Raw genomic sequence first — 25,929 nt, 5'->3', positions numbered from 1 at the left:
CGCTCAGCGCGCGGCCTTCTGCACGAACTGCGGATCGACGCCGGCCGAATAGTCGGACAGCACCGTCTGGATCGTGCCTTGCGATTTGAGGAACGTGGCCGTGGCCGCGAGCGACTTCGCGGCGCCCGATTGCGCGCCGCCGCCGAGCCACGTCGGCGATGCCTGCTCGGCCGCCGTCGGGAATGCGTAGAGCGCGAGGCTGGCCGGCACGTCCTGCGCGTTCGCGCCGGACACCTTCGCCACCGCCGCGACCTGCGGCGAGCCGACCTTCCACGCCGCCGCATGCGCGCGGTAGTCGGCGTCTGCCGCCGCGAGCACCTTCACGAAACGCGTGACGAACTCGGGGTTCTCGCGCGCGAACTTGCGGCTCACGACGAAGCCGTCGAAGGTCGCCTTGCCACTTTCCTTCGCAACCTGGCCGGACGTCGTCAGCACCGTGCCCGACTGCTTGACCTTCGCGAGCACCGGATCCCAGATATAGGTCGCGTCGATGTCGCCGCGCGCCCACGCCGCCGCGACTTCGGGCGGACGCAGGTTGACGATCTTCACGTCGTTCGGATTGACGCCCGCGGCCTGCAGCGCGACGAGCGTATGGAAGTGCGACGTCGACACGAACGGCACGCCGATCTTCTTGCCCTTCAACGCGGCGATGCTGGTCACGCCCGAGCCGTTGCGCGCGACGAGCGCCTCGGCGTCGTTGATGTTGTCGAGTACCCAGAACAGCGAGATGTCGAGCCCCTGCGACAGGCCGGCCGCGATCGGGCTCGAGCCGGCTTCGCCGAGCTGCACGGAGCCCGACGCGAGCGCGCGGATCACGTCGGCGCCGCTGTCGAGCTTGCGGAACGTGACCTTGTAGCCGGTCGCCTTTTCGACTTCACCGCTCGCCTGCGCGTAGCGCCACGGCACGACCATGTCCTGGTACGCGATCACGACTTCGCGCGATTCGGCGTGCGCCGCGCCGAGCGCGGCAAAGGCGGTCAGCGCGACGACGGCGCGGCGGATGAAGCTGAAACGGGACATGCGGCTCTCCTTCGGAATGCGGGCATTGCTGCGGGAGAGCCGACTTTACGGGCTTTGCGCGCGGCGGGAGCGAACTTATCCTGCGAAGCTATCGATGTCGTTTCAGCTTTGCTTTCCACGCTGAAATGGATCGCGCGTCCGGTCCGACGACGATTGTCGTGCGGTGGCGGGTCGTTGCCGCGCGTACCCCTCGCTCGTCAGTCGATGCAAAGTCTTAGCGAACTTGCAAGACTTCCAAGCTCCACACATTCGCTATGAAAAATAGGTAAACCCGGAAGATTTCGCAAAAATTCGGATTGCAGATTTTTTAGTACCTGTCTGATTGCTGCGCACTATGCCACCATGATAATTCTTCGCCTGTTGCGAAAACAGGTGAGGAGCATGAAACGGTACTTGCTTAAAGTTGGCGACAAGTCGACTACCGGCGGCATCGTCATCGAGGGGGTAGACAGTTGCACGCATCACGGCACAGCCCTGACTTTTGTTGGCGCTCAGGTCGTTTGTAACGCGTGCCGGTCCACGGGTGTGATCGCGGCACAAGGTCCTCGTTGGCCGGATCATTTGATGGGTAAAGAACAGGCGCTTGATGGCGACTTGTGCCTTTGCAAATGCCACCCTCCTCCTGTAATGATCGCTTCCCAAACCGATAGCATTCATAGCGTCGAGTCTCATAACCTCGCCGAGATGGGATACAGATCTTCAGTGCAATCTCTGACGGAAGAGTATCGAGGCAACTACGATGAGCGCGTCCGCGTACTCGACGCCAATAGTCAACCTGTTTGCAGTTCGCCCTATCACATTCGCACGTCAACAGGGGCAGTCTATAAGGGGCTGACGGACGCCCAAGGTTATTGTCCTCGCGTCTACACGAAAGATGTGTCAAAGCTGGACATTGCAGTCGGCCTGCAAGCTCTGGAGCGGTGGGAGCAATGAGCAACTTCGTATATCGTACAACGACAAACACTACCGCTGACTCCAAGTATGATGTCCTCGGGCATCACATGCCTGCTCGCATTTTCTTCTTTGTTACTGTTGAAGAAGTCGGAAAGGACGGCATGTTGGTCCGTCGCACGTACAGCACGATCAACGATCCATATCTCAAGCAACTTGAGCTCTCACCGCTTGGTGAGATGCGCGAAGTCTATCCAGAGAAATATGGTCTGTGGAGCAAGGGCGGTCCCAAAGCTCCAGGCAGCGTGGTTGAGCACGTGCTGGAATACGACAAGCTAACTTCCTATGCCTCTCCCAGTCGCACCTACCCTGAAGGCGCGGGCAGAATGGCGGGCAAGACTGTGTATGTCGACATCGCCAAAGCCAGGCGAGCAGGAGCGAGGCTCGTGACGACCGACGAAATCGTTCGAGCCATCGATGAATATGCCGCCAAGGCTCGCTCAAAAGACAGGCGGTGGGCGGAACATATCAAACAAAAAGTCCTGGCCATGGACAAGGAGGTTCTGGTTCAACCACGGCCAATGGTGCCAGGTGAAGGTGTGTTCTCGCAGCGTGGTTTGGCTATCAGCCTCGGCATCGTCAAATATGCTCGGGTTGTGCGGGTTGTCGGCCTCGCTTTTACCGGCTATGACCTCTCGGTGGCATCCAATGAATCCATTCGTCTAAAGTCCATTCGTCCTCTGGAAAAGGAAGTCATTCGCCAGGCTGGTGGATGGGCAGGTAGTTGGGCCGGCGCCGTTGCTGGAGCCAGGGTGGGGGCTACAGCGGGTGCGATGGTTGGTATTGAACTTGGGCCTGGTGCCGTAATAACCGGCGCCATCGGTGGCATCGTCTTTGGCGCCATCGGCTATTTCGGCGGTTCTATGATTGCCGGCCAGATCCCGGATAAATGATGAGGGAGGAGATGTGTCTTTCTTCAAGCGCAAGGTTGAAGAGTTGCAAACGAAGCGTGCGGAGCGGGAAAGTCTGAAGAGTCTGGAAGATGCCTTTGGAAGGTCGCTCGGTGAATTGCAAGCTATTTTCGGCTCAGGCGCGATCGATCTGGAACAGCAGCAACTTCCCACCTATCCCAAGCCGATATATCAAGGCGATGCAGGTATCAATGCTTTTGGTCTGGTTCATCATGTTCAGCCTGGCCAGTTTCCAGCTTTGCTCAATCTCGTGCGGCAAGGCAGGGACGAGGTTACGTATTTCCATTTCATCCGCGAAGTCGACGGGCAGTCGCTGAGCACCATCATCTCCCCCACATGGAGGTTTGCAGAGCGAGTCGTGCGCTTGCTCTCCAACGATATTGAACTGATTGCGAAGCTCTCGGAACAAGGCTTCCACCCCACCCCGCCGTGGATCGCGTTGTATGAGTTCGGACCGGTTCTGCATATCGGTCAGGGCGACCCTCACTACTGGCTGAACTATGTATGGGACTCGTTCTGGGAAAGCCTGAGCCTGGATGAACAGACGAGCTTTCTGAAAGAAGGAAGGGAAGAGGCTGGCGCCTATATCTCGGCCGAGGACTGGAAACTGTGGATCCAGAGTATCAGAATGCGCGATGCCCGTTTTCGCGAGCTTGAAGACTAAGAGCCCGTGTCCGGTAATGGCACGATGCGACGTGATGGCCCCGCGCTTACCCGATCTGGTCTCTTCAGCTATGGCTGATTCACGTCAATCAGTAACGGATCGCGACACTTTGCCATGACCAGCAGGAGTGTGAAGGCGGAATGACGCAAGATCGACCGAATGCTGACTGCTGCTGGAAGCACTGACGAAATTGTGCTGCGCTAGAAGGCGATGCTTCGCTTCGTCAGGACAGCGAGACAAAGAAATGCATAAAAAAACCCGCAAAGCGGGTCTTTTTATGCGTGGAGCGTCAGCGAGCGATCAGACCACCCCGGCCCCATGCGCCTGCAGATCGGCGTGATAGCTCGAACGCACCATCGCACCGACGGCCGCGTGCGTAAAGCCCATCTTGTACGCCTCTTCCTCGTACATCTTGAAGGTATCCGGATGCACGTACGCGCGCACCGGCAGGTGGTGCTCGGACGGCTGCAGGTACTGGCCGATCGTCAGCATGTCGACGTCGTGCGCGCGCAGGTCGCGCATCACCTGCAGGATTTCCTCTTCGGTTTCGCCCAGGCCGACCATCAGGCCCGACTTCGTCGCGACGTCCGGATGCAGCGCCTTGAAGTCCTTCAAGAGCTTCAGCGAATGCGCGTAGTCGGAACCCGGGCGCGCTTCCTTGTACAGGCGCGGCACCGTTTCGAGGTTGTGGTTCATCACGTCCGGCGGCGCGGCGTTCAGGATCGAGATCGCTCGGTCGAGACGACCGCGGAAGTCCGGCGTCAGGATTTCGATGCGCGTGTCCGGCGACTGCTCGCGCACTTCGCGGATGCACTCGACGAAGTGAGCCGCACCGCCGTCGCGCAGGTCGTCGCGGTCGACGCTCGTGATCACCACGTACTTGAGCTTGAGCGCCGCGATCGTGCGCGCGAGGTTCTTCGGTTCATCCGCGTCGAGCGGATCGGGACGGCCGTGGCCGACGTCGCAGAACGGGCAGCGGCGCGTGCACTTGTCGCCCATGATCATGAACGTCGCAGTGCCCTTGCCGAAGCATTCGCCGATGTTCGGGCAGCTCGCCTCCTCGCACACGGTGTGCAGGTTGTGCTCGCGCAGGATCGTCTTGATCTCGTTGAAACGCGAGCTGCCGGTGGCCGCCTTCACGCGAATCCACTCGGGCTTCTTCAGCTTTTCGATCGGAATGACCTTGATCGGGATGCGCGCCGTCTTCGCCTGCGCCTTCTGCTTGGCGGTCGGATCGTAGGCAGGGGTCGCGGCCGTATCGGCCGGTGCGGGAGAAGCGGTAACGTCAGTCATTCGATTGTTCCAGTGCGTGCGGCTTGTCGGCGGCCGCGGATGCGCCGTCGAGGTTGGCGATCAGACGGCGCACCAGCGTGCGGGCGACGTCGTTCCAGTCGGCGGCAACCTCGAGGCTCGCCATGTCGACGGTTTCCAGTCCGGCATAGCCGCACGGGTTGATCGCAAGAAACGGGCGCAGATCCATCTTCACGTTCAGGCTCAGCCCGTGATAGCTGCAGCCGTTACGGATCTTCAGGCCGAGGGCCGCGATTTTCGCGCCCTCGTGCACGCCGGATGCCACGTAGATCCCCGGCGCGCCCGCCTTGCGGACCGAAGCGAGATTATACGCCGCGAGGGTTTCGATCACGGCCTCCTCGATCTTCGTCACGAGCGTGCGCACCATCAGCTTGCGCCGGCGCAGGTCCAGCAACAGGTAGACGACGATCTGGCCGGGGCCGTGGTAAGTGATTTGTCCGCCGCGGTCGACCTTCACGAGCGGCACGCCGCTGTCGGCCACCAGCAGGTGCGCCGGGTCGCCGGCCTGGCCGAGCGTGTAGACGGGCGGATGCTCGACCACCCAGATCTCGTCGCCGGTGTCGGCCGTGCGCGTATCGGTGAACGCGCGCATCGCGTCGAAGCTCGCCTCGTACGCCTCGCTGCCCCGCCAGCGCACGGTGACCGGCTGGACCGGCTGATCCGGGACTTCGGCGGGCGATGCGGAAACGGCGACAGGCGTGGACACGATGGAAACCGGCGAAACGGACATGGGCGGTAGTTTACCGAAAACCCGTGGGTCTCGCCGGCCTGGGGAGGGGGACGGATCGCCGGTATCCGTCGGATGAAATGATGGTCAGACGGTGCGCCAGCCGTCATGGAACAGCGCGCTCACGCGTTGGCGCAGCCGGGTCAGCCCGCCGAGCGCGACTTCCCGCGGCGGCCGCGACACCGAGAACGCGACGCACGCGCCCTCGCGGCCTTCCGCGCTGAGCCACAGCCGCTCGCCGCGGCGCAGCTTCAGCGTCTCGCCGTCGGCCAGGAAGTAGTCGTCGACGTCGTTGCTGCGCGTCGCCCAGACCGGCCCGCACTGGACGACCAGCCGCGTGCTGCGTTGCACCCTCATCGGCACGGTCTCGCCCGGGGGAATTTCGAAGGTGATGCTTGAAGAGATTTCTTGCATGATCGACTCCGCCAATAAGTGCTCCGATGGCTACAATCGTAGTCACTCGAAGGCGTCCGACCAAACGACCAATTTTCACGTCGATGTGAGGAAAATTAGCAAATGGACCTCCGCCAGCTCCCCGCGCTGAACGCGATTCGCGCGTTCGAAGCCGCCGCGCGCCACGAGAACTTCTCGCGCGCCGCCGACGAGCTGTTCGTCACGCACGGCGCGGTCAGCCACCAGGTGCGCGCGCTCGAGGAAGAGCTCGGCGTGCAGCTGTTCACGCGCAACGGCAAGCGGCTGTGCCTGACCGACGCCGGCATGCGGTACGCGCAGCAGATCCGCACCGCGCTGATGGTGATCGCCGACGCGACGCGCGACGTGCGCGCGAGCGACCGCGACCGGCGGCTGGTGGTGTCGATGCTGTCGTCGTTCGCCGCGCGCTTCATCACGCCGCGCATCGGCACGTTCATCGAGCGGCATCCGGAAATCGACGTCGAACTGCAGTCGACCAACTCGCTCACCGATTTCGCGCGCGACGACGTCGATCTGGCGATCCGCTTCGGCTTCGGCAGCTATCCGGGGCTGCACGTGGAGCCGCTGTTCGAGGAGGTGTTCTTTCCGGCCTGCGCGCCGACGCTGAATGGCGGCAAGCTGCCGCAGACGCCCGCCGATCTCGTGCACTACCCACTGCTGCGCTCGGACGACGAGCTGTGGCGGCCGTGGTTCGACGCGGCCGGGCTCGATACGCTGACCGAGCCGAAACGGGGGATCCTGTACCAGGATTCGTCGAACCTGCTGCTGGCCGCGATCGAGGGCCAGGGCATCGCGCTGGTGCGCCGCTCGCTCGCGGTCCACGACCTGCTCGACGGGCGCATCGTGCGCCTGTTCGACATCGACGGGCCGAGCCCGTGGCACTATTTTTTCGTGTGTCCGCCGCCGCTGCTCAACACGCCGCGCGTGCAGGCGTTCCGGACCTGGTTGTTCGAGGAGGTCGCCGAATACAAGCGGCTGTGCGACGAGCTGGACGCGCGGCGCGCGGCGGGAAAATGCCCCGCCGAGTGCGCGCTGGAGGGAGGATGGAAAGGGATCAGCGGCCGTTTGCGCTGATCCCGGGCCACCGGAACGGCCCCTTAGAGCACGACCTTGACCATCGGATGGCCGGTCAGCGCGCGGTAGATGTTGTCGAGCTGTTCCTGGCTCGTCGCGCGCACGGTGATCGTCAGGCCCGTGTAATTACCGCCGCTCGACGCGCGCTCCTCGATCTTCTCGACGTCGATCTCGTTGTCGTGAACGGCCACGACCTTGAAGATCGTGTCCTTGAACTCGGGATGCGCCTTGCCCATGATCTTGATCGGGAAATCGCACGGAAACTCCAGCAGCGACTCCTTCCGGGTCTCGATCGCGCCGGTGACCTCGACGGTTTTGGTCGGTTCGCTCATCATTTTCTCCGGGTTAGGTCAAACTGTTCAAACTCGCGTGCCTTCGCACGCTGGTACGCGTCATACAGCGCCGCGAACACGGGGCCCGGCTTGCCGCCCTGCACGGGCAGATCGTCGAGCGACGTCACAGGCAGGATTTCCTTCGTGGCCGACGTCAGCATGATCTCGTCGGCCGAGCGCAGTTCGACCTCGCTGATCTCGCGCGCGACGAACCGGATCCCGCATTCGTCGGCCAGCTGCTCGACCAGCGCGTAGCGGATCCCTTCGAGGATCTTGTTGCTGCGCGGCGGCGCGAACAGTTCGCCGTTCTTCACGATCCACACGTTCGACGACGAGCCTTCCGTCACGTTTTCGTCGCGCAGCTGGATCGTCTCGAACGCATCGCGCTCGGCCGCATGCTGCGCCATCAACACGTTGCCGAGCAGCGAGATCGACTTGATGTCGCAATGCAGCCAGCGACGGTCCTCGGCCGTCACGCAGCGCACGCCCTTCGCGCGCTCCTCTTCCGACGGCAGGCGCAGCGGGCTCGTCATCGCGAACACCGTCGGCACCGCGTTCGCCGGGAACGCGTGGCCGCGCTTCGCGACGCCGCGCGTCACCTGCAGGTAGACGAGCGCGTTGCCGTCGCCGAGGCCTTCGGCATTCGCCGCGACCACCCGCTCGATCAACGCGCGCCAGCCCGCCGCATCGTGCGGGTTGTCGATGCCGATCTTCTTCAGGCTGCGCGCGAGCCGGTCCAGATGCTGTTCGATCCGGAACGGCACGTGCGCGCCGTCGTGCGCATAAACGGGGACGACTTCATACACGCCATCGCCGAAGATGAATCCGCGGTCGAGCACCGGCACACGGGCTTCGGACAGCGGCACCAGTTCCTCCTGCGCCGAGACGCTGAGGTAGACGATCGGTTCGAATTCGGCTTGGCTCATGGCTATGACAGATGGGGATGAAGTCGTGAAAACAAAGGCCCGTCGTGCTTACTTCTTCTTGCTGAACATCAGCAGGATCGAGTCCCAGATACGTCCGAAGATACCCGCTTCCGGCACGGCCTGCAGCGCGACGACCGGGAATTCGGACAGCGTCTTGCCGTCGGCGACGATCTTCACGGTGCCGACCTGCTGGCCTTCCGCGAGCGGCGCGATCAGCGGCGCGTTCACGTCGACTTCGGTCTTGACCTTGTCGCCGAGGCCGCGCGGCACAGTCGCCCACTGGTCGCCCTTCACGCCGACCTGCACGGTGTTGTCCTTGCCCTTGTAGATGCGCGGCGTCGAGATCGCCTGGCCGCCCTTGAACAGGCGCACCGAATCGAACGCGCTGTAGCCGTAGTTCAGCATCTTCATGCTGTCCTGCGTGCGGTCGTTTTCCTTCTGCTCGCCCATCATCACCGACACGAGACGGCGCTGGCCGTCGACACCGGGGATCGCGCGCTTCGCCGATGCGATCAGGCAGAAGCCGGCCGCCTGCGTATGGCCCGTCTTCAGGCCGTCGACCGTCGGGTCGAGCCACAGCAGCCGGTTGCGGTTGCCCTGGCGGATGTTGTTGTACTTGAATTCCTTCTCCGAGAAGATGCCGTAGTACTGCGGAAAATCGCGGATCAGGTGCGCGGACAGCTTCGCGAGGTCGCCGGCCGTCGTGTAGTGGTTCGGGTCGGGCATGCCGTTCACGTCGGCGAAGTGCGTGCCCTTCATGCCGAGACGCGCCGCCTCGTCGTTCATCAGCGTGACGAACTGCCCTTCGCTGCCGCCGACGAGTTCGGCCAGCGCGATCGCGGCATCGTTGCCCGACTGGATGATCATCCCGTACACGAGGTCGTGCACGGACACCGGCTTGTTCGCCTCGATGAACATGCGCGACTCGTCGCGGCCGACGCGGCGCACCGCGTCGCTCGGCGTGACGATCTGCTCCATCGAGATCTTCTTCTTGTCGAGCGCCTCGAACACGAGGTACGCGGTCATCAGCTTCGTCAGCGACGCCGGCTCGACGCGTTCGTCCGCATTGCCCGATGCGAGCACCGTGTTGCTCGTCGCGTCGACGAGCACCCACGAGCGCGCGTTCACGCCCGGCGGCGGCACCGCGCCCGGCATGTAGGTCGCGGGCGCGCCGGTGAACTGCTCGGCGGCCGGCGCCGCATGCGCGGCCTTGGCCTTGGCGGCCGGCTTCGCCTCGGCGACGACGATCGTCGACGCGAGCGCGACGGGCAGCATCACGCCGAGCGCTACGTTGCGCGCGGCGGTGCCGAAGGCGATGGAGGAAGCGAGGGACTTGAGGCCTTGGGAAGACAGACGCATGATCGATTCAGGCTGATGGCAGAAAGTGCGGTGCGAAACGCGCAGGGTTGAACGGCAAGGCGACGGGCGTGTCGGGCACTCGCCCGACACCGTCGGGCGACGCGAAACGCGCCGGTTGGACTCGTGCGGACGCGTTCGGTTCGCGGCCGTCGCGAGCGGGCGGACAGGCGGCGAAACGAGCGCGGCATGGGCCCAGCCGGGCCGCGGGCGACGCGGAATGCGGCCATTATACGTGGCCGCGAACGGCGTTTTCGCGAACCTGGCAGCGGACGCCCGCATACCGGCTGCGAGAGCATAGCGTGGAGACGCGGCGGGCACGTGCGCTCGAAGCCGCGCGAAAGGCATGCGCAGGCGGTGTGCAAGTCGGGTTGCGCCACGATGCCGTAGGCGGCGCACCGCGCTGTGCGGCGCGCTGTCGCGTGAAGTTTCGGGAAGGGTCGCGCATCGTCCGGCCGAGGCCGATGCGCGGTACGGGCCGCCGGCGCCTACGCCGACGCCCGCATGGCGGCTAGCGCCACGCGTCGACGATGATGCGCTTCAGCACGTGCAGCTTGCGATGGAGGAAATGCTCGGCGCCGGGGATCACGACGACGGGCAGCTCCTGCGGCCGCGCCCAGTCGTACACCGATGCGATCGGCACCGTGTCGTCGGTTTCGCCGTGGATCACGAGCGTGTTCTCGGGCACGTCGGCCACTTGCCAGCGGCTCGCGGCCGTGCCGACGAACACCATCCGCTCGATCGTCTCGCCCGCATCGCGCAACCGCTTCGCGACGTGCGACAGCACGAAGGTGCCGAACGAGAAGCCCGCGAGCACGAGCGGCAGGTCCGCATACGCGGGCTGCGCGCGCATGTGCGCGAGCACCGCGAGGAGATCGTCGGCCTCGCCCGTGCCGTTGTCGTGCACGCCCTCGGTCGCGCCGACGCCACGGAAATTCGACCGGTAGACGACGTAGTTCAGCTGCACGAGCGTGCGCGCGAGCGTCTGCGCGACCTTGTTGTCCATCGTGCCGCCGAACAGCGGATGCGGATGCGCGACGAGCGCGATGCCGCGCGGCGCGGCGCCGCCTTCGCGCACGGCGTCGGGCAGGTCGACCGCGATTTCGATCTGGCCGATCGGGCCCGCGATCAGCGATTTCTGCGTATGAACGTTCATTCGGCCGGCCCGCTCAGATCTTCAGGCGATCGACGACCTTGCCGTCGCGCAGATGCGATTCGACGATCTCGTCGATGTCGGCCTGATCGACGTACGTGTACCACGTCCCCTCCGGATACACGACCATCACCGGCCCTTCCTCGCAGCGGTCGAGGCAGCCGGCCTTGTTGATGCGGACCTTGCCCGGCCCCGCGAGGCCAAGTTCCTTCACGCGCTTTTTCGCGTATTCCTGCATGGTCTGTGCATCGCATTGCGCGCAGCTCGGACGTTCGGCGCCCGGGTCGCGCTGGTTCAGGCAGAAGAAGACGTGGTGCTGGTAGTAGGAATCCATGATGGTGACGAGCGGCCCGGCACGAGGCCGTGCGGAAAGAGGGGCGATGGATTGCCGTTGCGCGAGGCGGCAACGGAGGATGCGGACGATTATAGCGACCGGCGCACGCGGCTGCCCGCGGCACGGCCGCCGCCGCACGGCCCGGACTGCGGCGTCAGCGGCGCAGCGCGGCCGGCAGCCACGCGTGCTCGACGCGCTGGCCGAGCCAGATCAGCGCCGCGTAGGGCCAGATCCACGCGAGCCAGCGCGCGAGGCTGTTGAAGTGCACGTAGCGCCCCTGCCGCCAGCCCGACAGCGTGAAGTCGAAGAACGGATTGACCGGCAGCAGGTTCACGAGCGCGACGCCGGCCAGCAGCGCGAGCGCCGCGAGCAGCGCGCGCCACGTCGCCGGCACGCGCAAGGCGACGAGCGCCGCCGCGAAGCCGAGCTCGATGCCGAGCCGCGCGCCGGGCGTCGCCCACACGACGACGAGGCCGGTGGCCGACTGCATGAAGGTCGCCGCGGCCTTCAGCACGAGCGTGGCGACCACCAGCGCGACCAGCAGCCGGATGCGCGGCGCGTGCGGGCGCATCGCGAGCGACGCGATCGCCAGCGCGGCGAACAGCATCAGCCCGCCGAGCATAGCTTCCCACGCCGAATCGGACAACCAGCCGTCGACCCGCTCGGGCCATTCGCTGACGCGCCAGGCGGCCGGCAGCCACGCGAGCACCGCGTCCTGCATCGACGCGTCGGCGCGCTCCCACAGCGCGGCCGGCCAGTCGCCGATGCCGAACAGGAACGGCGACGGAAACACGATCGCGAACGGCCACAGCGCGGCGAGCAGCAGCGGCGTCGACCCATCGGCTTCCAGCCACGCGAAGCGCAGCCGGCGCAACACGCCGCGGTCGAGCAGCGCGCCGGTGGCTGGCGCGGCGAGCGCCGCGCCCAGCAGCGCGCCGAACGCGTTGGCGCCGAGATCGAGGTTCGACGCGACACGCGTCGGCAAATAGGTCTGCAGCGCTTCCATCGCGCCCGACAGCAGCACGCCGAGCCCGCCCGCGATCAGCGTCGCGGCCACGCCGCGCCAGCGCGGATGCAGCGCGAGCACGCCGAGCGCGCCGAACGGCAGATAACCGAGCACGTTCGTGACCACGTCGAACGTCGTCACGTAGCGCTGCATCGGCGCGAACAGGTAATCGAACGGGCCGATGCCGAGCGCCGCCCAGCCTTCGAACGGATACAGCGACGCATAGACGATCAGCGCCGCATAGGCGGCAAATGCCTGCCGTGCGAGCGGTGACGCGCGATGCGGGCCCGGCACGTTCATCGCGGCTGCACGGCGTGCGTCACGGCGTGCCCGCGTACGCCTGCACGCCGACCCACGCGGCGATCTGCGACACGAGTTCGTCGCTGGCCGCCGCGAGCGCGCGCGCACCGCCGGCGGCGTCGGGCGTGCTCGACGGCGCGCGCGCGACGAACGTGCGCTGGCCGAGCACCTTGCCGTCGAGCATCAGCGTCGCGCGCGCGGTCACCGCGCCGTGGCTTTGCGACTGGCCGTCGAAGACCTGTTCGAATTCGCTGAGGTCGACCTTGAGGGTCGGCGCACGCACGCCGTCGGCGCCTTCGAGCACCGTGCCACGCGACGACAGCGCGCCGCGCAGCCGCTGCGTGAGCAGTTGCGCGGGCGGCGCGGTCCAGCGGCTGTCGCGATAGACGGCCACGTGCTGCGCATCCGCGTACGCGAGCCGGTACGCGAACTTGTCCGAGTCGAGCGCGTCGGGCGCGGCGACGTCGAGCACCTTCAGCGCGGGGCCCGAACCGGTGGTCGTCACCGACGACGCAGGCCCGAGGTCGTAGCGGATGTTCGACAGCACCGCGTCGTTGCCGGCGCAGCCGGCCGCCAGTGCGAGCGTCAGCACGGCCAGCGCGGCCGCGGCCGGGCGCAGCGCGCGGTCAAGGATTCGTGGCATGGCGTATTCCTGCATGATGTTTCCGGTTTCGATGGGCGTCATGACCCGGCCGTTTCCGGCTGGACCCTCGATGGGTTTGCGCTTCACTTCCCGGCCGCGGCACCCGGCCACACGAAGCCCGCTTCGCCGGGCCCCGGCGCCGCGCCGGGCGAACCGAACAACAGACTGCGCGGGTTGCGGCCGAGTTCACCGGCGACGTCCTTCAATTGCCGCGACGCGTCGCCGACGCTGTCGGCCAGCGCATTGAAGCGCGGCAGCGTGTCGTACTGCACACGCGCGTTGAGGCCGTTCAGCGCGACGCCGACCTGCTCGGCGGCCGTGCCGGCCTTGTTCAGATTCGACACGAGGGGCCCGTTCGGCTGCATCAGCGTGTTCGCCGACGCCATCGCGCGGTTCACCTCGTGCATCGTCTCCGGCAGCGCGGTGACCGCCGGGCCGAGCTGCTTCGTCAGCGTCGCGGCGCCGTCGGCCGCGTGCTGCAGGCTTTCGGCGGTCGCGCGCAACTGCTCGCGCATCTCGGGCGACATCAGCGCGTTCGCGCTCTTCGCGGCCAGCTCGAGCTGCCGCAGCAGCACGTCGCCGCGCTCCTGGATCTGGTCGAACAGGCTCGGCCGCATCGGGATCTGCGCGATCGCCTTCGGCGACGACGGCAGCGGCGACAGATCGCGCCCCGTATCCTCCAACTGCACGAACGCGATGCCCGTCACGCCCTGGAAGCCGAGACTGCCGTAGGTCGACTGCGTGATCGGCGCGTCGTGATCGACGAGAATGCGGATCCGGATCTGACCCGGATGCGTGCGATCGAAGCCGATCGACTGCACCTTGCCGACGTCGAGGCCGCGAAAGCGCACGGCCGCGTCCGGGAACAGCCCCGTCACGTTGGTGCGCGCGAGCAGGTCGTACGGCACGCGCACGGTACGGTCGACGTTGAACCAGAACACGGTGCCCGCGATCGCGAGCGTCAGCGCGATCGTGAACAGGCCGGCCCAGAACGCATGTGATTTGTTTTCCATTCGCGGGTTCCTTGCTTCTACAGCTCGACGCTCGACAGCGCCGGTTCGAGGGCCGCCTTCGGCAGCTTCGCGCGCCGCTCGGGCGGGAGCGCCTGCAATGCGCGGCGCCCGCGCAGCCCCAGGAAATATTCGTGGATGAACGGATGGTCGACGTTCGCGGCCTCCTCGACGGGCGCGGCGACCAGCACCTTGCGGTCGGCCAGCACCGCGACGCGCGTCGACAGCGCGACCATCGTGTCGAGGTCGTGCGTCACCATCACGACGGTCAGCCCGAGCGTGCGGTGCAGTGTCGCGATCAGCTCGACGAATTCGTCGGACGCCTGCGGATCGAGGCCGGCCGTCGGCTCGTCGAGGAACAGCAGTTCGGGCTCCAGCGCGATCGCGCGCGCGATGCCGACCCGCTTGACCATCCCGCCCGACAGCGCGGCCGGCATCTTCGACGCGTGCTTGCACGGCAGCCCGACCATCTCGAGCTTCAGCATCACGATGTCGTGCAGCAGGTCCGGCGGCACGCGGCCGAGCTCGCGCAGCGGCTGCGCGACGTTGTCGAACACCGTCATCGACGAGAACAGCGCGCCCTGCTGGAACAGCATCCCCGAGCGCGTGCGCATCATCCGCGCGCTGGCGTCGTCGATCGTCGCCGTATCCTCGCCGAACACCTTGATCGTGCCCGACGTCGGCCGCTCCAGGCCGAGGATCTGGCGCACAAGCGTCGTCTTGCCGGAGCCCGAGCCGCCGACGATCGACACGATCTCGCCGCGCCGCACGTCGAAGTCGAGCTTCTGGTGAATGATGTTGCGCCCGTAGCGCTTGGTCAGGTTGCGCACCTCGATCACGAGGTCGCCGGCATCGCCGGCCACGTCGGGCCGGGCCCCGACCGACCCGGCGCCGATGGCCGCGGCATGCGCGGTCGTTTCGTTCGATGCGTTCATCCGAGCCCCACGTTCTGGAACAGGATCGCGAACACCGCGTCGGCGAGGATCACGACCGTGATCGACGACACCACCGACGTGGTCGTGCCTTCGCCGAGGCTCTGCGAGTTCGCCTTGATCCGGAAGCCGAAATGGCACGCGACCAGCGCGATCAGCATGCCGAACACGACGCCCTTGCCGAGGCCGATGTACAGGTTCGCGATCGGCACGACGCCCGGCAGCGAGCGCACGAAGTAATTGACGTCGATGCCGAGCACGAACTTCGCGGCGATCGCGCCGCCCGTCAGCGCGATGATGTTGGTCCACATCACGAGCAGCGGCATCGCGACGCCGAGCGCGAGCACGCGCGGCAGGACCAGCCGCAGCCCGTGCGGGATGCCCATCACGCGCATCGCGTCGAGTTCCTCGGTCACGCGCATCACGCCGATCTGCGCGGTGATCGCCGAGCCCGAGCGGCCCGCGACGAGGATCGCCGACAGCACGGGGCCGAGCTCGCGAATCACCGACAGCCCGAGGATGTTCACGATGTAGCGGTTCGCACCGAACGTCTGCAACTGCTGCGCGGACAGGTAGCTCAGCACGATGCCGATCAGGAACGCGACGAGCGCGGTGATCGGCAGCGCCTGCGCGCCGGCGCTGTAGATGTTCGCCGAGGTTTCCCTCCACGGCATCGTCTGCGGGCGGCGCAGCACCGACAGCGCATCGAGGATCACGAGGCCGAACATCGCGATGCCGCCCTGCAGGTGTTCGCCGAACGAGAAGATCGCCTGGCCGAGCCGCGTGACGGGATCGACGCGCACCACGCGCTCGGGCGCCTCGCGTTCACTGTCGAGCCGCTCGATGCGCTCGAAGATCGTGCGCTGCGTGGCGCTCAGCGCGACGCCGGCCGGCAGCTTGCGGCCCCATACGCGCCACAGCGCCTGGCCGCCGACGTGGTCGAGCCGCTCGATGCCGGACAGATCCCATTCGCTCACGCGCCCGGTGGCGATGCTCGCGACGCGGCGCGCCACGGCGCCGCGATTGCGCGCGAGCGCGAGCGCGGTCCACTGACCGGTCAGGCGCACCGTCTGGCCCTGGCCGCCGACGTCGACCGACAGGCCGGGAGGAGTCTCGAAGTCCAAGGGCAGGTTGTTTGCAAAAGGATGACAGCGGCCATTGTAGCGAACCGCCCGGCGCCGCGACGTGAGGATTTCCGTGTGGGCGGCGAGCTCGGGGCGCGAGCGGGGGCGCGCAGCTGAGGGCCGCCGCGCTCGGCGCGCGTGGTCAGGAGCGCCGGGCCGGGGCGCCGGCCGATCAGCCCGAAGCCGCCACGAGCCTGCCCGCCGCCGGCATCGCGACCTTTCATTGTTCCGTCACGTTTCCTTTCGATACTCTCACGCGCCGCACATCAGGCCGTCGGCGCGCCGCGCCGCCATTCGTGCGTATCTCGCGTTTCATAAAACAGAACACCGAACAGGACAACCGATGCGTCTCCCCCCGCTTTCCCGCCGCCACGTACCGGCCGCCGCCGCGCTCGCCAGCCTCGCCTTCGTCCTCGCCGGCTGCGGCGGCGACGACGTCACCGCCACGCCGCCGTCGCAGCCCGAGGCCCAGGCGCCCGTCGGCACGACGGCCACGCTCGCGCTGCTCGAGACGACCGACCTGCACACCAACGTGCTGTCGTACGACTATTTCAAGCTCGCCGCCGACAATTCGCTCGGCTTCGAGCGCGTGTCGACGCTGATCGCGCAGGCGCGCAAGCAGTACCCGAACACGCTGCTGCTCGACAACGGCGACACGATCCAGGGCACCGCGCTGTCGGACTACCAGGCGCTCGTGAAGCCGGTCGGCTGCGACCAGACGCTCGCGATCTACAAGGTGATGAACGCCGCGAAATTCGACGGCGGCGGGATCGGCAACCACGAGTTCAACTACGGGCTGCCGTACCTGTCGCAGGTGACCGGCAACACCTTCGAGGTCGACGGGCTGCCCGCGCCCGCCCAGCAGAAGAAGTGCGCGGGCCCGAACTTCCCGCAGGTGCTCGCGAACGTGATCAGCGCGAAGACCAACGCGCCGCTGTTCACGCCGTACACGATCCTGACGCGCACGGTGACGGCCACGACGCCGGACGGCAAGACGGTCAGCGCGCCCGTGAAGATCGGCATCATCGGCTTCACGCCGCCCGCGATCATGAACTGGGACAAGCGCTGGCTCGACGGCAAGGTCTATACGACCGGGCTGAAGGAAGCGGCCGAGAAGTACATCCCGGAAATGCGCGCGAAGGGCGCCGATCTCGTCGTCGCGATCTCGCACGGCGGCCTCGACAATTCCGCGTATTCGCCGACGATGGAAAACGGCAGCTGGTGGCTGTCGAAGGTGTCCGGCATCGACGCGATGCTGATCGGCCACTCGCACCAGGTGTTCCCGGACGCGAACAGCACCGTGTCGCAGTTCAACCTGCCGGGCGTCGACAAGGTCAAGGGCACCGTCAACGGCGTGCCGACCGTGATGGCCAACTACTGGGGCAAGCATCTCGGCGTGATCAAGCTCGGCCTGAAGTTCGACGGCAAGACGTGGATCGTCGACAAGTCGCAGACGACCGTCGAGGCGCGGCCGATCCAGAACGCCGACAAGAGCTACGTCGCGGCCGACCCGTCGGTGTCCGCCGCGATCGCGGCCGAGCACCAGGCGACGATCGACTACGTGAAGACGCCGATCGGCTCGACCGACTACCGGATGAACTCGTACTTCGCGGACGTCGGCGATCCGGGCGCGATCCAGATCGTCAACGAGGCGCAGGCCGACTACGTGAAGACCTACGTGCAGGCGAACCTGCCGCAATACGCGTCGCTGCCTGTGCTGTCGGTCAGCGCGCCGTTCAAGAGCGGCTTCGGCGGCGGTACCGACTACACCGACGTCGCGCCGGGCGCGCTCGCGATCAACAACGCGGCCGACCTGTACCTGTATCCGAACACCGTGTACGCGGTGAAGGTGAACGGCACCGACGTGAAGAACTGGCTGGAGACGGCCGCCAAGCGCTTCAACCGGATCGACCCGACCAAGGCGACCGTGCAGCCGCTCGTCAGCACCTTCCCCGGCTACAACTTCGACATGTTCACGTCGGCCGACCTCGCGTATGAAATCGACGTCACGCAGCCGGTCGGCAGCCGGATCAGGAACCTGACGTACAAGGGCGCGCCGATCGACCCGAACGCGCAGTTCATCGTCGCGACCAACAACTACCGCGCGAGCGGCGGCGGCAATTTCCCGGGCCTCGACGGCAGCAAGACGATCTTCGCGTCGCCCGATGCGAACCGCGACGTGCTGATCGCGTTCATCAAGAAGCGCGGCGCGATCACGCGTGCGGCCGACGGCGCGCAACGCAGCTGGCGCTTCACGAAACTCGCGAGCTCGGTCGCGCACGTGCAGTTCGCGTCCGCGCCGAACCGCCTCGGCGATGCGGCGGCGGCCGGCCTGACCGGCATCACGCAGGTCGCGGCCGACGACGGCTCGGGCAAGAACCTCGCGACCTACGAGATCGACCTCACGCAATGAGACACGCGATGCAACCGATCCGGACGATGCGGCCCGCCGAAACCGGCTTCGCCGCCGCCGCGCGGCGCGTGCTGCGCGCGAAACTCCCGCCCGCCGCGCTGCTCGCGGCGGCGGCCGTGACCGTCGCGGCCGTCGTCACGATGACCGGCCTGCGCGGCGCCGGCCCCGCGCCGAGCGCCGCGCAGCTCGACGAATGGCAGGCGATGGTCACGCAGGCGAACGAGCCGCATGCGCTGGCCCAGTTGCGCACGCTCGCGCGCCGCGGCTCGGGCGCCGCGCAGGCGGCGCTCGGCATCGCGCTCGTCGATGCGCACGAGCCGGAGCTGCGCGATGAGGGGCGCGGCTGGCTGGAAACCGCCGCGGCGGCCGCCGGCAAGGCCGACGCGCCGGCTGCGCGGCGCGCGCAGCTCGCGCTCGGCAAGGCGTTGCTGCTCGGCAGCGGCGACCTCCCGAAAGACTATGCACGCGCCCGCGCGCTGCTCGGCGCAGCCGCCGAACAGGGCGACCCGGCCGCCGCGTATTACCTCGGGCTGATCTACCGCAGCGGCTACGGCATCGCGGCCGACCCCGTCCAGGCCGCGCACTGGTTCGACATCGCGTCGCGCGCGGACATCCCGGCCGCCGACTTCATGCTCGCGAACGCGTACCGCGACGGCAGCGGCGTGCCGCGCGACGAAGCGCGCGCGCTCGCGCTGTATCGCCGGGCCGCCGAACACGAGTTGCCCGAAGCCGTGCAGACGCTTGCGATGGCTTATCGCAACGGCGAACTCGGGCTTCGGCCCGACGCGGACGAGTTCCACGCGCAGTGGATCGAGACCGCGCATGCGCTGAAGCACCCGGTCGTCGCGCCGTGATGGCCGTTCGGCCAGGGGACGCGCGAGCGTGACCTGGCCGAACGGTGGTTGCTTCGCATGCGTCGGCCGCGCGGCGTCGGCGGCGCGCCGATCCTCGTTTCGACCCGCCAAGGCCCGGCGCTGAAGGGCAAGACGCTGCTCGCGTGCGAGATGACGTCGGAAGCGGGCATCGAGGCGCGGGAGCGGATAGCGATGCCGCGCCAAGCCCGCCGTGTCGTCCCGCAGGTTGCGTGCGCCGTCCGGCGCGCGCCAACGCCCCCTGTCGCTACAATAGGCGCCATGAACGCCCCCACCTCCTCCGACACGCCCGAATCCGGCGACGCGCACATCGCGCGCAACCGGCTCGAGGCGCACCTGGACGCCACGCCGCGCGCGTGGCCGCTCGACATCGTCGCCGCCACCGGCTCGACCAACGCCGACGTCGCGACCCGGCTCAAGGCGCTGCCGCGCACCGCGAGCGCGTTGCCCGCGCCGCTCGTGCGCGTCGCGTTCGAGCAGACGGCCGGCCGCGGCCGGCAGGGCCGCCCGTGGTTCGCGCAGCCCGGCAATGCGCTGCTGTGCTCGGTCGGCTGCATCGTGCCGCGCGCCATCGATGCGCTCGGCGGCCTCAGCATCGCGATCGGCGTCGCGCTCGCCGAAGGGCTGGCCACGCTGCCGCTCGACGCCCGCATGCGGGTCGCGCTCAAATGGCCGAACGACCTGCTGCTGACGACCGACGACGACGGCACGCCGCGTATCGTCGGCAAGCTCGCCGGGATCCTGATCGAAACCGTCTGGACCACCGCCGACGCCACCGCGGTCGTGATCGGCTTCGGCATCAACGTGCGCGGCGCGGAAGCCGTGGCCGCGCAGGTCGACGCGCTGCGCGCGCGCGAAGCGACGCTCGCGAGCGGGCTGCCGCCCGCCGCGCTGTCGATCGCGTGCGCGTCGGCGAACCTCACCGATACGCTCGCCGCGTCGCTGAACGCGCTCACGCCCGCGCTCGCACAGTTCGGCACCGACGGCCTCGCGCCGTTCCTGCCGCGCTGGCACGCGCTGCACGCGTACGCCGGCCGCGAAGTCGTGCTGCTCGAACAGGGCGTCGAACGCGCGCGCGGCATCGCGACGGGCATCGACGCGACCGGCCAGTTGCTGCTCGACACGCCGAACGGCGTACAGACGATCGCGGCCGGCGACGTGTCGCTGCGCGAAGCGCAATGAGCGAACCGCACCTGCTGATCGACGCCGGCAACAGCCGGATCAAGTGGGCGCTCGCCGACGCGCGGCGCACGCTCGTCGACACGGGCGCGTTCGGCCACACGCGCGACGGCGGCGCCGATCCCGATTGGTCGCGCCTGCCGCGGCCGCGCGGCGCATGGATCTCGAACGTCGCGGGCGCCGACGTGGCCGCGCGGATCGATGCGCTGCTCGACGCGCGCTGGCCGGGCCTGCCGCGCACGACGATCCGCTCGCGGCCCGCGCAATGCGGCGTGACGAACGGCTATACGACACCCGAGCAGCTCGGCAGCGACCGGTGGGCCGGCCTGATCGGCGCGCACGCGGCGTTTCCGGGCGAGCATCTGCTGATCGCGACGTTCGGCACCGCGACGACGCTCGAGGCACTGCGCGCGGACGGCCGCTTCACGGGCGGGCTGATCGCGCCGGGCTGGGCGCTGATGATGCGCGCGCTCGGCACGCACACCGCGCAGTTGCCGACGCTGACCACCGACATCGCCAGCGGCCTGCTCGCGGGCGCGCAGGCCGAACCGTTCCAGGTCGATACGCCGCGCTCGCTGTCGGCCGGGTGCCTGTACGCGCAAGCCGGTCTGATCGAACGCGCGTGGCGCGATCTCGTCGCGGCGTGGCAGGCGCCCGTGCGGCTCGTGCTGGCAGGCGGCGCGGCGGACGACGTCGCGCGTGCGCTGACGGTCGCGCATACCCGGCACGACACGCTGATCCTGTCCGGGCTCGCGCTGATCGCCGCGGACGCGGCCGACCCGGCAACGGCGCCGGATTGATGCAAAGGCGCCGGCATCGCGCCGGCGCGTGACGACGCAAGCCCAAACGGGCCGGCTTCACGCCGACGATGCCATCCGCGCGCTGCCGCGCCAGCGGCCCGCACGGACGATCCACGGAAGCCATGAAAAAAGCCGGCCCTGCGGCCGGCTCGACTGAACGACGTAAACCACGTCAATGACGACAAGGAGTTTCGACGATGCTGCGCTGGCTGATCGCTGTTCTCTTTCTCGCCAACATGCTCGCGTTCGTGGTGGCGCGCGGCGTGTTCGGGCCGCTGCCGGCGGCCGGCCCGCGCGAACCCGGCGTGCTGTCGCGGCAGGTACGGCCCGACGCGCTGCATGTGACGCCGCTCCTGCGGGCGACCGATCAGCCCGTCGTCGGCGGCCCGATCGCGGCGCCAGCCGTCACGACCGCACCGCTCGCGGCGTCCGCCCCGTGACGACGCCGCGTCGCGCTCAGGGCTGTTGCGCGCGCACCTTCTTCAGCAACGCGGTGGTCGAGCGATCGTGCTCGAACGGGATCGCCAGCGCACGGCCGCCCCAGCCGCGCACGAGCGCCGATTCCGGCAGCGCATCCATGTCGTAATCGCCGCCCTTCACGAGGATGTCCGGACGGACGGCCTCGATCAGCGACACCGGCGTCTTTTCCGCGAACGTCACGACCCAGTCGACGCTTTCCAGCGCCGCCAGCAATGCCGCGCGATCCTCTTCGCGGTTGATCGGCCGGTCGTCGCCCTTGCCGAGCATGCGCACCGACGCATCGCTGTTCACGCCGACGATCAGACAGGCGCCGAGCGCTTTCGCATCGGCGAGATACGTGACGTGGCCACGGTGCAGGATGTCGAATACGCCGTTGGTGAACACGACGGGCGACGGCAGCGACGCGCGCAGCGCGACGAGGGCATCACGGGTGATCAGCTTGCGTTCGAAAGTGGCGGACATGATGAAGAGCGGACGGAATGGACAACGGCTCGCGCGACGGCGGCACCCGATAAAAAGCCCGCCGGACCGGCCGGGCGGGCTTCATGCGATGAACGCGACACGGTGCCGCGCGCCGGGCGCGAATCGGGTGCGACTCGCGCCGACGGCGGCCCCTGCCGGCCTCAGGCCGGCTGCGCGGCCGACGACGGGCCGCTTTGTGCCTGCAGGCGGCCGGTGACTTCCTTGCGGTAGCGGTTCAATTCCTGCGCGGTCGCGAACGTGCGCTCGAACAGGATCGACAGGTTGTGCAGGATCCGCTCGACGACCTTCTTCTCCCACTCGCCGTCGAACCGGATCTGCTCGTCGAGCCAGCGCTCGAGCCATTCCGGATCCGGCAGACGCGACTGCACGGTGTCGCGCGGGAACAGCGCCTGGTTCACGTGCAGGTTGGTCGGGTGCAGCGGCTTCTCGGTGCGGCGCGCCGACGCCATCAGCACGCCGATCTTCGCGAATGCGGCACGGGCGACGTCGCCGCAGTTGTTCAACGCCTTCTTCATGTAGCGCAGGTACGCGCCGCCATGACGCGCTTCGTCGCGCGAAATCGTTTCGTAGATCTGCTTGATGACGGGCTCGGTGTGCCAGTCGGCCGCGCAGCGGTACCAGTGGTTCAGGCGGATCTCGCCGCAGAAGTGCAGCATCAGCGTCTCGAGCGGCGGCGCCGGATCGAACTGGAAGCGCACCGCGTGCAGTTCCTCTTCGGTCGGCACCATCTCGGGCTTGAAGCGGCGCAGGTATTCCATCAGCACCAGCGAATGCTTCTGCTCCTCGAAGAACCACACGCTCATGAACGCGGAAAAGTCGCTGTCGTGCTGGTTGTCGCGCAGGAACATTTCCGTCGCGGGCAGCGCCGACCATTCGGTGATCGCGTTCATCTTGATCGTCTTCGCCTGCTCGTCGGTGAGCAGCGAAGCGTCGAACTTGTCCCACGGAATGTCCTTCTCCATGTCCCAACGGACAGCTTCGAGCGACCTGTAAAGTTCCGGATAAAGCATGGTGTTCATGATGGTCCCACCCCTGTTCTGCGCAATGCGACTTCTCTAAACGTGACTGTTGCCGCGCAAGCACGCCACGCGCGCTTTTTGCAGCCAAGACTCTAATTTTACGCGGGAAACCGGCCCGCCGGACGCTGATTCCTCGTCCGGCTGCCTGGCGGCCGCGTTGCCGCCGTTGGGCATGCCGCAACCCCGCTCCGTTCGGACGGAGCCGGCCGCGCTTGCCTGAGTGGGGGCCGGCGCTGGCCGGCTCGGTGGCGCGCCCGTCCCCTGCCCCAGGCGGGTCCCCGAAAGGTCCCGTGCGGATGCCGGATCGGCGGGCTGCTCGATATGGTGTATACGGCGGCGGCCATGATAGCACGCGTGCATGACGGTTCCGAGACGCTCGCCCCGTCGCGTGCCGCCAGCCACGGTGCGGCGATCGGTCGCGGCCGACCGTCGCGAAAACGCAACCTTACATTGCGCCTGCGCGTGTCAGACCCGTATTTCGCCGGTCGCGAGACCGTCTTCCGGCGGCGTGCCGGCCGCCGGCGCACTGCTGCCGTCGGCCTGCGCGATCCAGCCGGCGAGCGTCTCGCGCTGCGCCCGGCCGTCGCGGTAGCCGAGCTCGATCAGCTCGCGCGTGAAGGCTTCCTCGAACAGCAGATAGCTCGCGAACGACGCGCCGGCCGGCTGGCTGCCGCCGATCGCACCGAGCAGCCCGCGCATCGTCGCCGGCATCTGCTTCAGGTGTTTCGCGGCGATCAGCTCGATGCGCTCGGACGGCGCGATCGCGAGCACGTCGACGTGCCGCCAGCCGCTGTCGACCTCGACCTGGTGCGGCAGGTGCTCGATCATCCGGTTGATGTGCTCGATCCGTTCGATGTCCGAGCCGATCGAGTCGAGGAACACGCTCGCGAGCACCTGCTGGCCGATCTGCGCGAGCGTCGGATAACCACGGGCCCGTCCCGCGCCGTTCGCGGCCGGAATCTCGGGCCGCGGATCGGCCGCGCCGATGACGACGATCCGGTCCGCGCCGAAGTGGATCGCCGGCGACAGCGGCGCGATCTGCCGGATCGAGCCGTCGCCGAAGTACTCGATCTGCCCGTCGAGCACGAGCGGCACCGCAGGGAACACGAACGGAATGGCCGACGACGCGAGCAGGTGCGACGCCGACAGGTCGACGAGCCGCGCGGTGCGCTGCGCGCGCCGCCACGCCTGGATCGGCTGGGCGGCCTGGTAGAAGGTGAGGTGCCGGCCGCTCGAATAGCTGAGCGCGGTGATCGCGAGCGCGTGCAGCAGGCGCGCCTCGAGCATCTGCTCGATCCGGTGGAAGCTCAGCTCGCGCTGCAGCAGGTGCGCGAGCGGCGTGTTGTCGAGCAGCCCGCGCGGCGAGCGGCGCGCCGCCCAGCCGAACGTCATCGTCGCGAGCCAGCGCGCGCCGGCGGCCGCGATGCCGAGCCAGTCGGTGCGATACACGTAATCGGCGCGCAGCGGCTCCCAGAATTCGAGCAGGCGGCGCACGCCATGGGAAAAGTCGTCCGCGTGGCTCGCGATCGACGTCGCGTTGATCGCGCCGGCCGACGAGCCGCACACGATCGCGAACGGCAGCGTGTGCCGCTGCGGATCGGCCTCGCGCGCGATCTCGGCCAGCGCCTTCAGCACGCCGACCTGGTATGCGGCGCGCGCGCCGCCTCCCATCAGAACGAGCGCGAGTCGCATGATCGACCTGCTACCTGCGCCGCATCACGTCGAGCGCTTCGGCGGACGCGTTTCGGGCGACGAAGCGGCCGCCGCGCGCGCCGCGGCCGAACCGGACGGCTTCGCGCGCTTCGCGGCGGGCTTGCGCGGCGCGGCAGCGGCCCCGGCCGGCTTCGCGGCCGGCTCCGGCGCGGCGGCCTCCGGCGGCGCGGCGCCCGGCGCGGCAGGCTGCATGCCCGGCTGCGCCATCGCGAGGCTCGCGAGCTGATTGAATTGCGTCTGCAGCAGGTTCCACCAGCCGGCCGGGTCGAACGGCTGCTGCGCGGGGTCGCCCGCCGGCGCATCCCCCGCGGACGCCGCGGCATCGGGCGCGGGCTCGCCCGCCGACGCGGGCTTCGCGGCCTGCGCGGCGGCCACGGCCGCTTCCTCGGCCGCCGACATCGAGCTTTGCGCGAACGCGCCGAACGCACGCAACGTCGCGAGCGTCGCGCGCTGCACCTCGAGCGCCTGGATCGCGGACTGCAGCATCCCGAGATTGAGCTTCAGCCATTGCTCGACCGCGCGCAGATCGGTGATCCGCTTGTCGAGCTCCTCGACGTTCGTGAGCGGCGACATCATGTCGGACATGCTCGACAGCGACGGCGGCAGCCCGTGCGTGGCGCCCGGAAACGGCGCCATCCCGCCGAACGGCGACATCCGGATCATGTCCCACATCCGGTCCATCATGTCGGCGGGCTGGAACCCGGCAAAGCCGGCGAAAGGGTTGGCGCCGGAGGCATCGGTCGTCATACGGGCATCCTGGTTGA

General features: G+C 67.8%; 27 protein-coding genes. 9 read left to right on the top strand and 18 right to left on the bottom strand.

The genetic code is table 11. The features are described from left to right. Positions 1 to 3: 3 nt before the first annotated feature. Complete coding sequence (gene tauA / locus H0X95_RS19350; RefSeq protein WP_006485234.1) at positions 4 to 1,020, bottom strand: taurine ABC transporter substrate-binding protein; 1,017 nt, start codon at positions 1,018 to 1,020, stop codon at positions 4 to 6. A 342-nt stretch (positions 1,021 to 1,362) separates the two neighbouring features. Here tauA and H0X95_RS36390 point away from each other — a divergent pair, with 342 nt between their 5' ends. Genes H0X95_RS36390 through H0X95_RS19335 form a run of 3 tightly spaced genes read left to right on the top strand, consistent with a single transcriptional unit; the run spans position 1,363 to position 3,546 of the window. Beyond that, positions 1,363 to 1,953, top strand: coding sequence for a PAAR domain-containing protein (locus H0X95_RS36390; protein WP_442859836.1), 591 nt, complete (start codon positions 1,363 to 1,365; stop codon positions 1,951 to 1,953). Beyond that, positions 1,950 to 2,864, top strand: a complete 915-nt coding sequence (locus H0X95_RS19340) for a glycine zipper family protein (RefSeq protein ID WP_060265666.1) — start codon at positions 1,950 to 1,952, stop codon at positions 2,862 to 2,864. The genes H0X95_RS36390 and H0X95_RS19340 overlap by 4 nt, the downstream gene beginning before the upstream one ends. Before the next feature lie 13 nt (positions 2,865 to 2,877). Then, positions 2,878 to 3,546 carry a hypothetical protein gene (locus tag H0X95_RS19335; protein WP_196446144.1) on the top strand — a complete coding sequence of 223 codons (669 nt, stop codon included), beginning with the start codon at positions 2,878 to 2,880 and terminating at the stop codon, positions 3,544 to 3,546. 300 nt (positions 3,547 to 3,846) lie between these two features. Here the strand turns inward: H0X95_RS19335 and lipA are convergent, their stop codons facing one another. From lipA to H0X95_RS19320, 3 genes are all read right to left on the bottom strand, one after another. Continuing rightward, positions 3,847 to 4,839, bottom strand: coding sequence for a lipoyl synthase (gene lipA, locus H0X95_RS19330; RefSeq protein WP_006499067.1), 993 nt, complete (start codon positions 4,837 to 4,839; stop codon positions 3,847 to 3,849). After that, entirely contained in the window at positions 4,832 to 5,587 is a 756-nt protein-coding gene (lipB, locus tag H0X95_RS19325) for a lipoyl(octanoyl) transferase LipB (protein WP_059723988.1), read from the bottom strand. Before lipB ends, lipA begins: the two co-directional genes overlap by 8 nt. Before the next feature lie 84 nt (positions 5,588 to 5,671). Further along, on the bottom strand, positions 5,672 to 5,998 hold the full coding sequence (locus H0X95_RS19320) for a DUF2917 domain-containing protein (protein ID WP_006485239.1): 327 nt from the start codon (positions 5,996 to 5,998) through the stop codon (positions 5,672 to 5,674). Between the two features lie 102 nt (positions 5,999 to 6,100). On the opposite strand from H0X95_RS19320, the gene H0X95_RS19315 reads away from it, so the two are divergent. After that, on the top strand, positions 6,101 to 7,090 hold the full coding sequence (locus H0X95_RS19315) for a transcriptional regulator GcvA (protein WP_006485238.1): 990 nt from the start codon (positions 6,101 to 6,103) through the stop codon (positions 7,088 to 7,090). 23 nt (positions 7,091 to 7,113) lie between these two features. Here the strand turns inward: H0X95_RS19315 and H0X95_RS19310 are convergent, their stop codons facing one another. From H0X95_RS19310 to H0X95_RS19265, 10 genes are all read right to left on the bottom strand, one after another. Further along, positions 7,114 to 7,422: an HP0495 family protein gene (locus H0X95_RS19310; RefSeq protein WP_011546305.1), complete on the bottom strand. Its 309-nt coding sequence runs from the start codon at positions 7,420 to 7,422 to the stop codon at positions 7,114 to 7,116. Further along, positions 7,422 to 8,348 carry a D-amino acid aminotransferase gene (locus tag H0X95_RS19305; RefSeq protein WP_006485237.1) on the bottom strand — a complete coding sequence of 309 codons (927 nt, stop codon included), beginning with the start codon at positions 8,346 to 8,348 and terminating at the stop codon, positions 7,422 to 7,424. The genes H0X95_RS19310 and H0X95_RS19305 overlap by 1 nt, the downstream gene beginning before the upstream one ends. A gap of 48 nt (positions 8,349 to 8,396) precedes the next feature. After that, positions 8,397 to 9,707: a D-alanyl-D-alanine carboxypeptidase family protein gene (locus H0X95_RS19300; RefSeq protein WP_006485243.1), complete on the bottom strand. Its 1,311-nt coding sequence runs from the start codon at positions 9,705 to 9,707 to the stop codon at positions 8,397 to 8,399. Positions 9,708 to 10,215: 508 nt separating this feature from the next. Beyond that, positions 10,216 to 10,860: an alpha/beta hydrolase gene (locus tag H0X95_RS19295; protein ID WP_006485236.1), complete on the bottom strand. Its 645-nt coding sequence runs from the start codon at positions 10,858 to 10,860 to the stop codon at positions 10,216 to 10,218. 13 nt (positions 10,861 to 10,873) lie between these two features. Beyond that, positions 10,874 to 11,191, bottom strand: a complete 318-nt coding sequence (locus H0X95_RS19290; protein WP_006485233.1) for a (2Fe-2S) ferredoxin domain-containing protein — start codon at positions 11,189 to 11,191, stop codon at positions 10,874 to 10,876. A 154-nt stretch (positions 11,192 to 11,345) separates the two neighbouring features. Continuing rightward, positions 11,346 to 12,497, bottom strand: a complete 1,152-nt coding sequence (locus H0X95_RS19285) for a VanZ family protein (RefSeq protein WP_034201321.1) — start codon at positions 12,495 to 12,497, stop codon at positions 11,346 to 11,348. A 19-nt stretch (positions 12,498 to 12,516) separates the two neighbouring features. Further along, positions 12,517 to 13,140 carry an ABC-type transport auxiliary lipoprotein family protein gene (locus tag H0X95_RS19280; RefSeq protein ID WP_011546311.1) on the bottom strand — a complete coding sequence of 208 codons (624 nt, stop codon included), beginning with the start codon at positions 13,138 to 13,140 and terminating at the stop codon, positions 12,517 to 12,519. Positions 13,141 to 13,223: 83 nt separating this feature from the next. Continuing rightward, the gene (locus H0X95_RS19275; RefSeq protein ID WP_006481551.1) at positions 13,224 to 14,153 is read right to left on the bottom strand and encodes an MlaD family protein; all 930 of its coding nucleotides are present in this window, start codon (positions 14,151 to 14,153) and stop codon (positions 13,224 to 13,226) included. 17 nt (positions 14,154 to 14,170) lie between these two features. Beyond that, on the bottom strand, positions 14,171 to 15,085 hold the full coding sequence (locus tag H0X95_RS19270; RefSeq protein ID WP_006481553.1) for an ABC transporter ATP-binding protein: 915 nt from the start codon (positions 15,083 to 15,085) through the stop codon (positions 14,171 to 14,173). After that, positions 15,082 to 16,206, bottom strand: coding sequence for an MlaE family ABC transporter permease (locus H0X95_RS19265; RefSeq protein WP_012492376.1), 1,125 nt, complete (start codon positions 16,204 to 16,206; stop codon positions 15,082 to 15,084). Before H0X95_RS19265 ends, H0X95_RS19270 begins: the two co-directional genes overlap by 4 nt. A 343-nt stretch (positions 16,207 to 16,549) precedes the next feature. On the opposite strand from H0X95_RS19265, the gene H0X95_RS19260 reads away from it, so the two are divergent. The 5 genes from H0X95_RS19260 (at position 16,550) to H0X95_RS19240 (ending at position 21,910) form a co-directional block, all read left to right on the top strand. Then, positions 16,550 to 18,619, top strand: coding sequence for a bifunctional 2',3'-cyclic-nucleotide 2'-phosphodiesterase/3'-nucleotidase (locus tag H0X95_RS19260; RefSeq protein WP_059723990.1), 2,070 nt, complete (start codon positions 16,550 to 16,552; stop codon positions 18,617 to 18,619). An 8-nt stretch (positions 18,620 to 18,627) separates the two neighbouring features. Further along, a complete protein-coding gene (locus tag H0X95_RS19255; protein WP_034201318.1) occupies positions 18,628 to 19,473 on the top strand; it encodes a tetratricopeptide repeat protein in 846 nt (281 codons plus the stop codon). Between the two features lie 279 nt (positions 19,474 to 19,752). Next, positions 19,753 to 20,673: a biotin--[acetyl-CoA-carboxylase] ligase gene (locus H0X95_RS19250; protein WP_006482094.1), complete on the top strand. Its 921-nt coding sequence runs from the start codon at positions 19,753 to 19,755 to the stop codon at positions 20,671 to 20,673. Then, the gene (locus H0X95_RS19245) at positions 20,670 to 21,470 is read left to right on the top strand and encodes a type III pantothenate kinase (protein WP_034201317.1); all 801 of its coding nucleotides are present in this window, start codon (positions 20,670 to 20,672) and stop codon (positions 21,468 to 21,470) included. The genes H0X95_RS19250 and H0X95_RS19245 overlap by 4 nt, the downstream gene beginning before the upstream one ends. A 197-nt stretch (positions 21,471 to 21,667) precedes the next feature. Then, positions 21,668 to 21,910: a hypothetical protein gene (locus H0X95_RS19240; RefSeq protein WP_006482093.1), complete on the top strand. Its 243-nt coding sequence runs from the start codon at positions 21,668 to 21,670 to the stop codon at positions 21,908 to 21,910. A gap of 16 nt (positions 21,911 to 21,926) precedes the next feature. Here the strand turns inward: H0X95_RS19240 and rfaE2 are convergent, their stop codons facing one another. The 4 genes from rfaE2 to H0X95_RS19220 all read right to left on the bottom strand — a co-directional run bounded on the left by rfaE2 (position 21,927) and on the right by H0X95_RS19220 (position 25,912). Beyond that, positions 21,927 to 22,412, bottom strand: a complete 486-nt coding sequence (rfaE2, locus tag H0X95_RS19235) for a D-glycero-beta-D-manno-heptose 1-phosphate adenylyltransferase (RefSeq protein WP_006497810.1) — start codon at positions 22,410 to 22,412, stop codon at positions 21,927 to 21,929. A gap of 161 nt (positions 22,413 to 22,573) precedes the next feature. Next, positions 22,574 to 23,452 (bottom strand): diiron oxygenase, encoded by an 879-nt coding sequence (locus tag H0X95_RS19230; protein WP_058901843.1) that lies wholly within the window; start codon positions 23,450 to 23,452, stop codon positions 22,574 to 22,576. A 465-nt stretch (positions 23,453 to 23,917) separates the two neighbouring features. Then, positions 23,918 to 25,144: a patatin-like phospholipase family protein gene (locus H0X95_RS19225; RefSeq protein WP_006482098.1), complete on the bottom strand. Its 1,227-nt coding sequence runs from the start codon at positions 25,142 to 25,144 to the stop codon at positions 23,918 to 23,920. Positions 25,145 to 25,168: 24 nt separating this feature from the next. Then, entirely contained in the window at positions 25,169 to 25,912 is a 744-nt protein-coding gene (locus H0X95_RS19220) for a PhaM family polyhydroxyalkanoate granule multifunctional regulatory protein (protein ID WP_059721695.1), read from the bottom strand. Positions 25,913 to 25,929: the final 17 nt, after the last annotated feature.

The organism is Burkholderia sp. 9779_493, from assembly GCF_015712215.1.
Taxonomy (GTDB): domain Bacteria; phylum Pseudomonadota; class Gammaproteobacteria; order Burkholderiales; family Burkholderiaceae; genus Burkholderia; species Burkholderia cenocepacia.
This window is presented reverse-complemented; position numbering and strand designations above follow the sequence as displayed.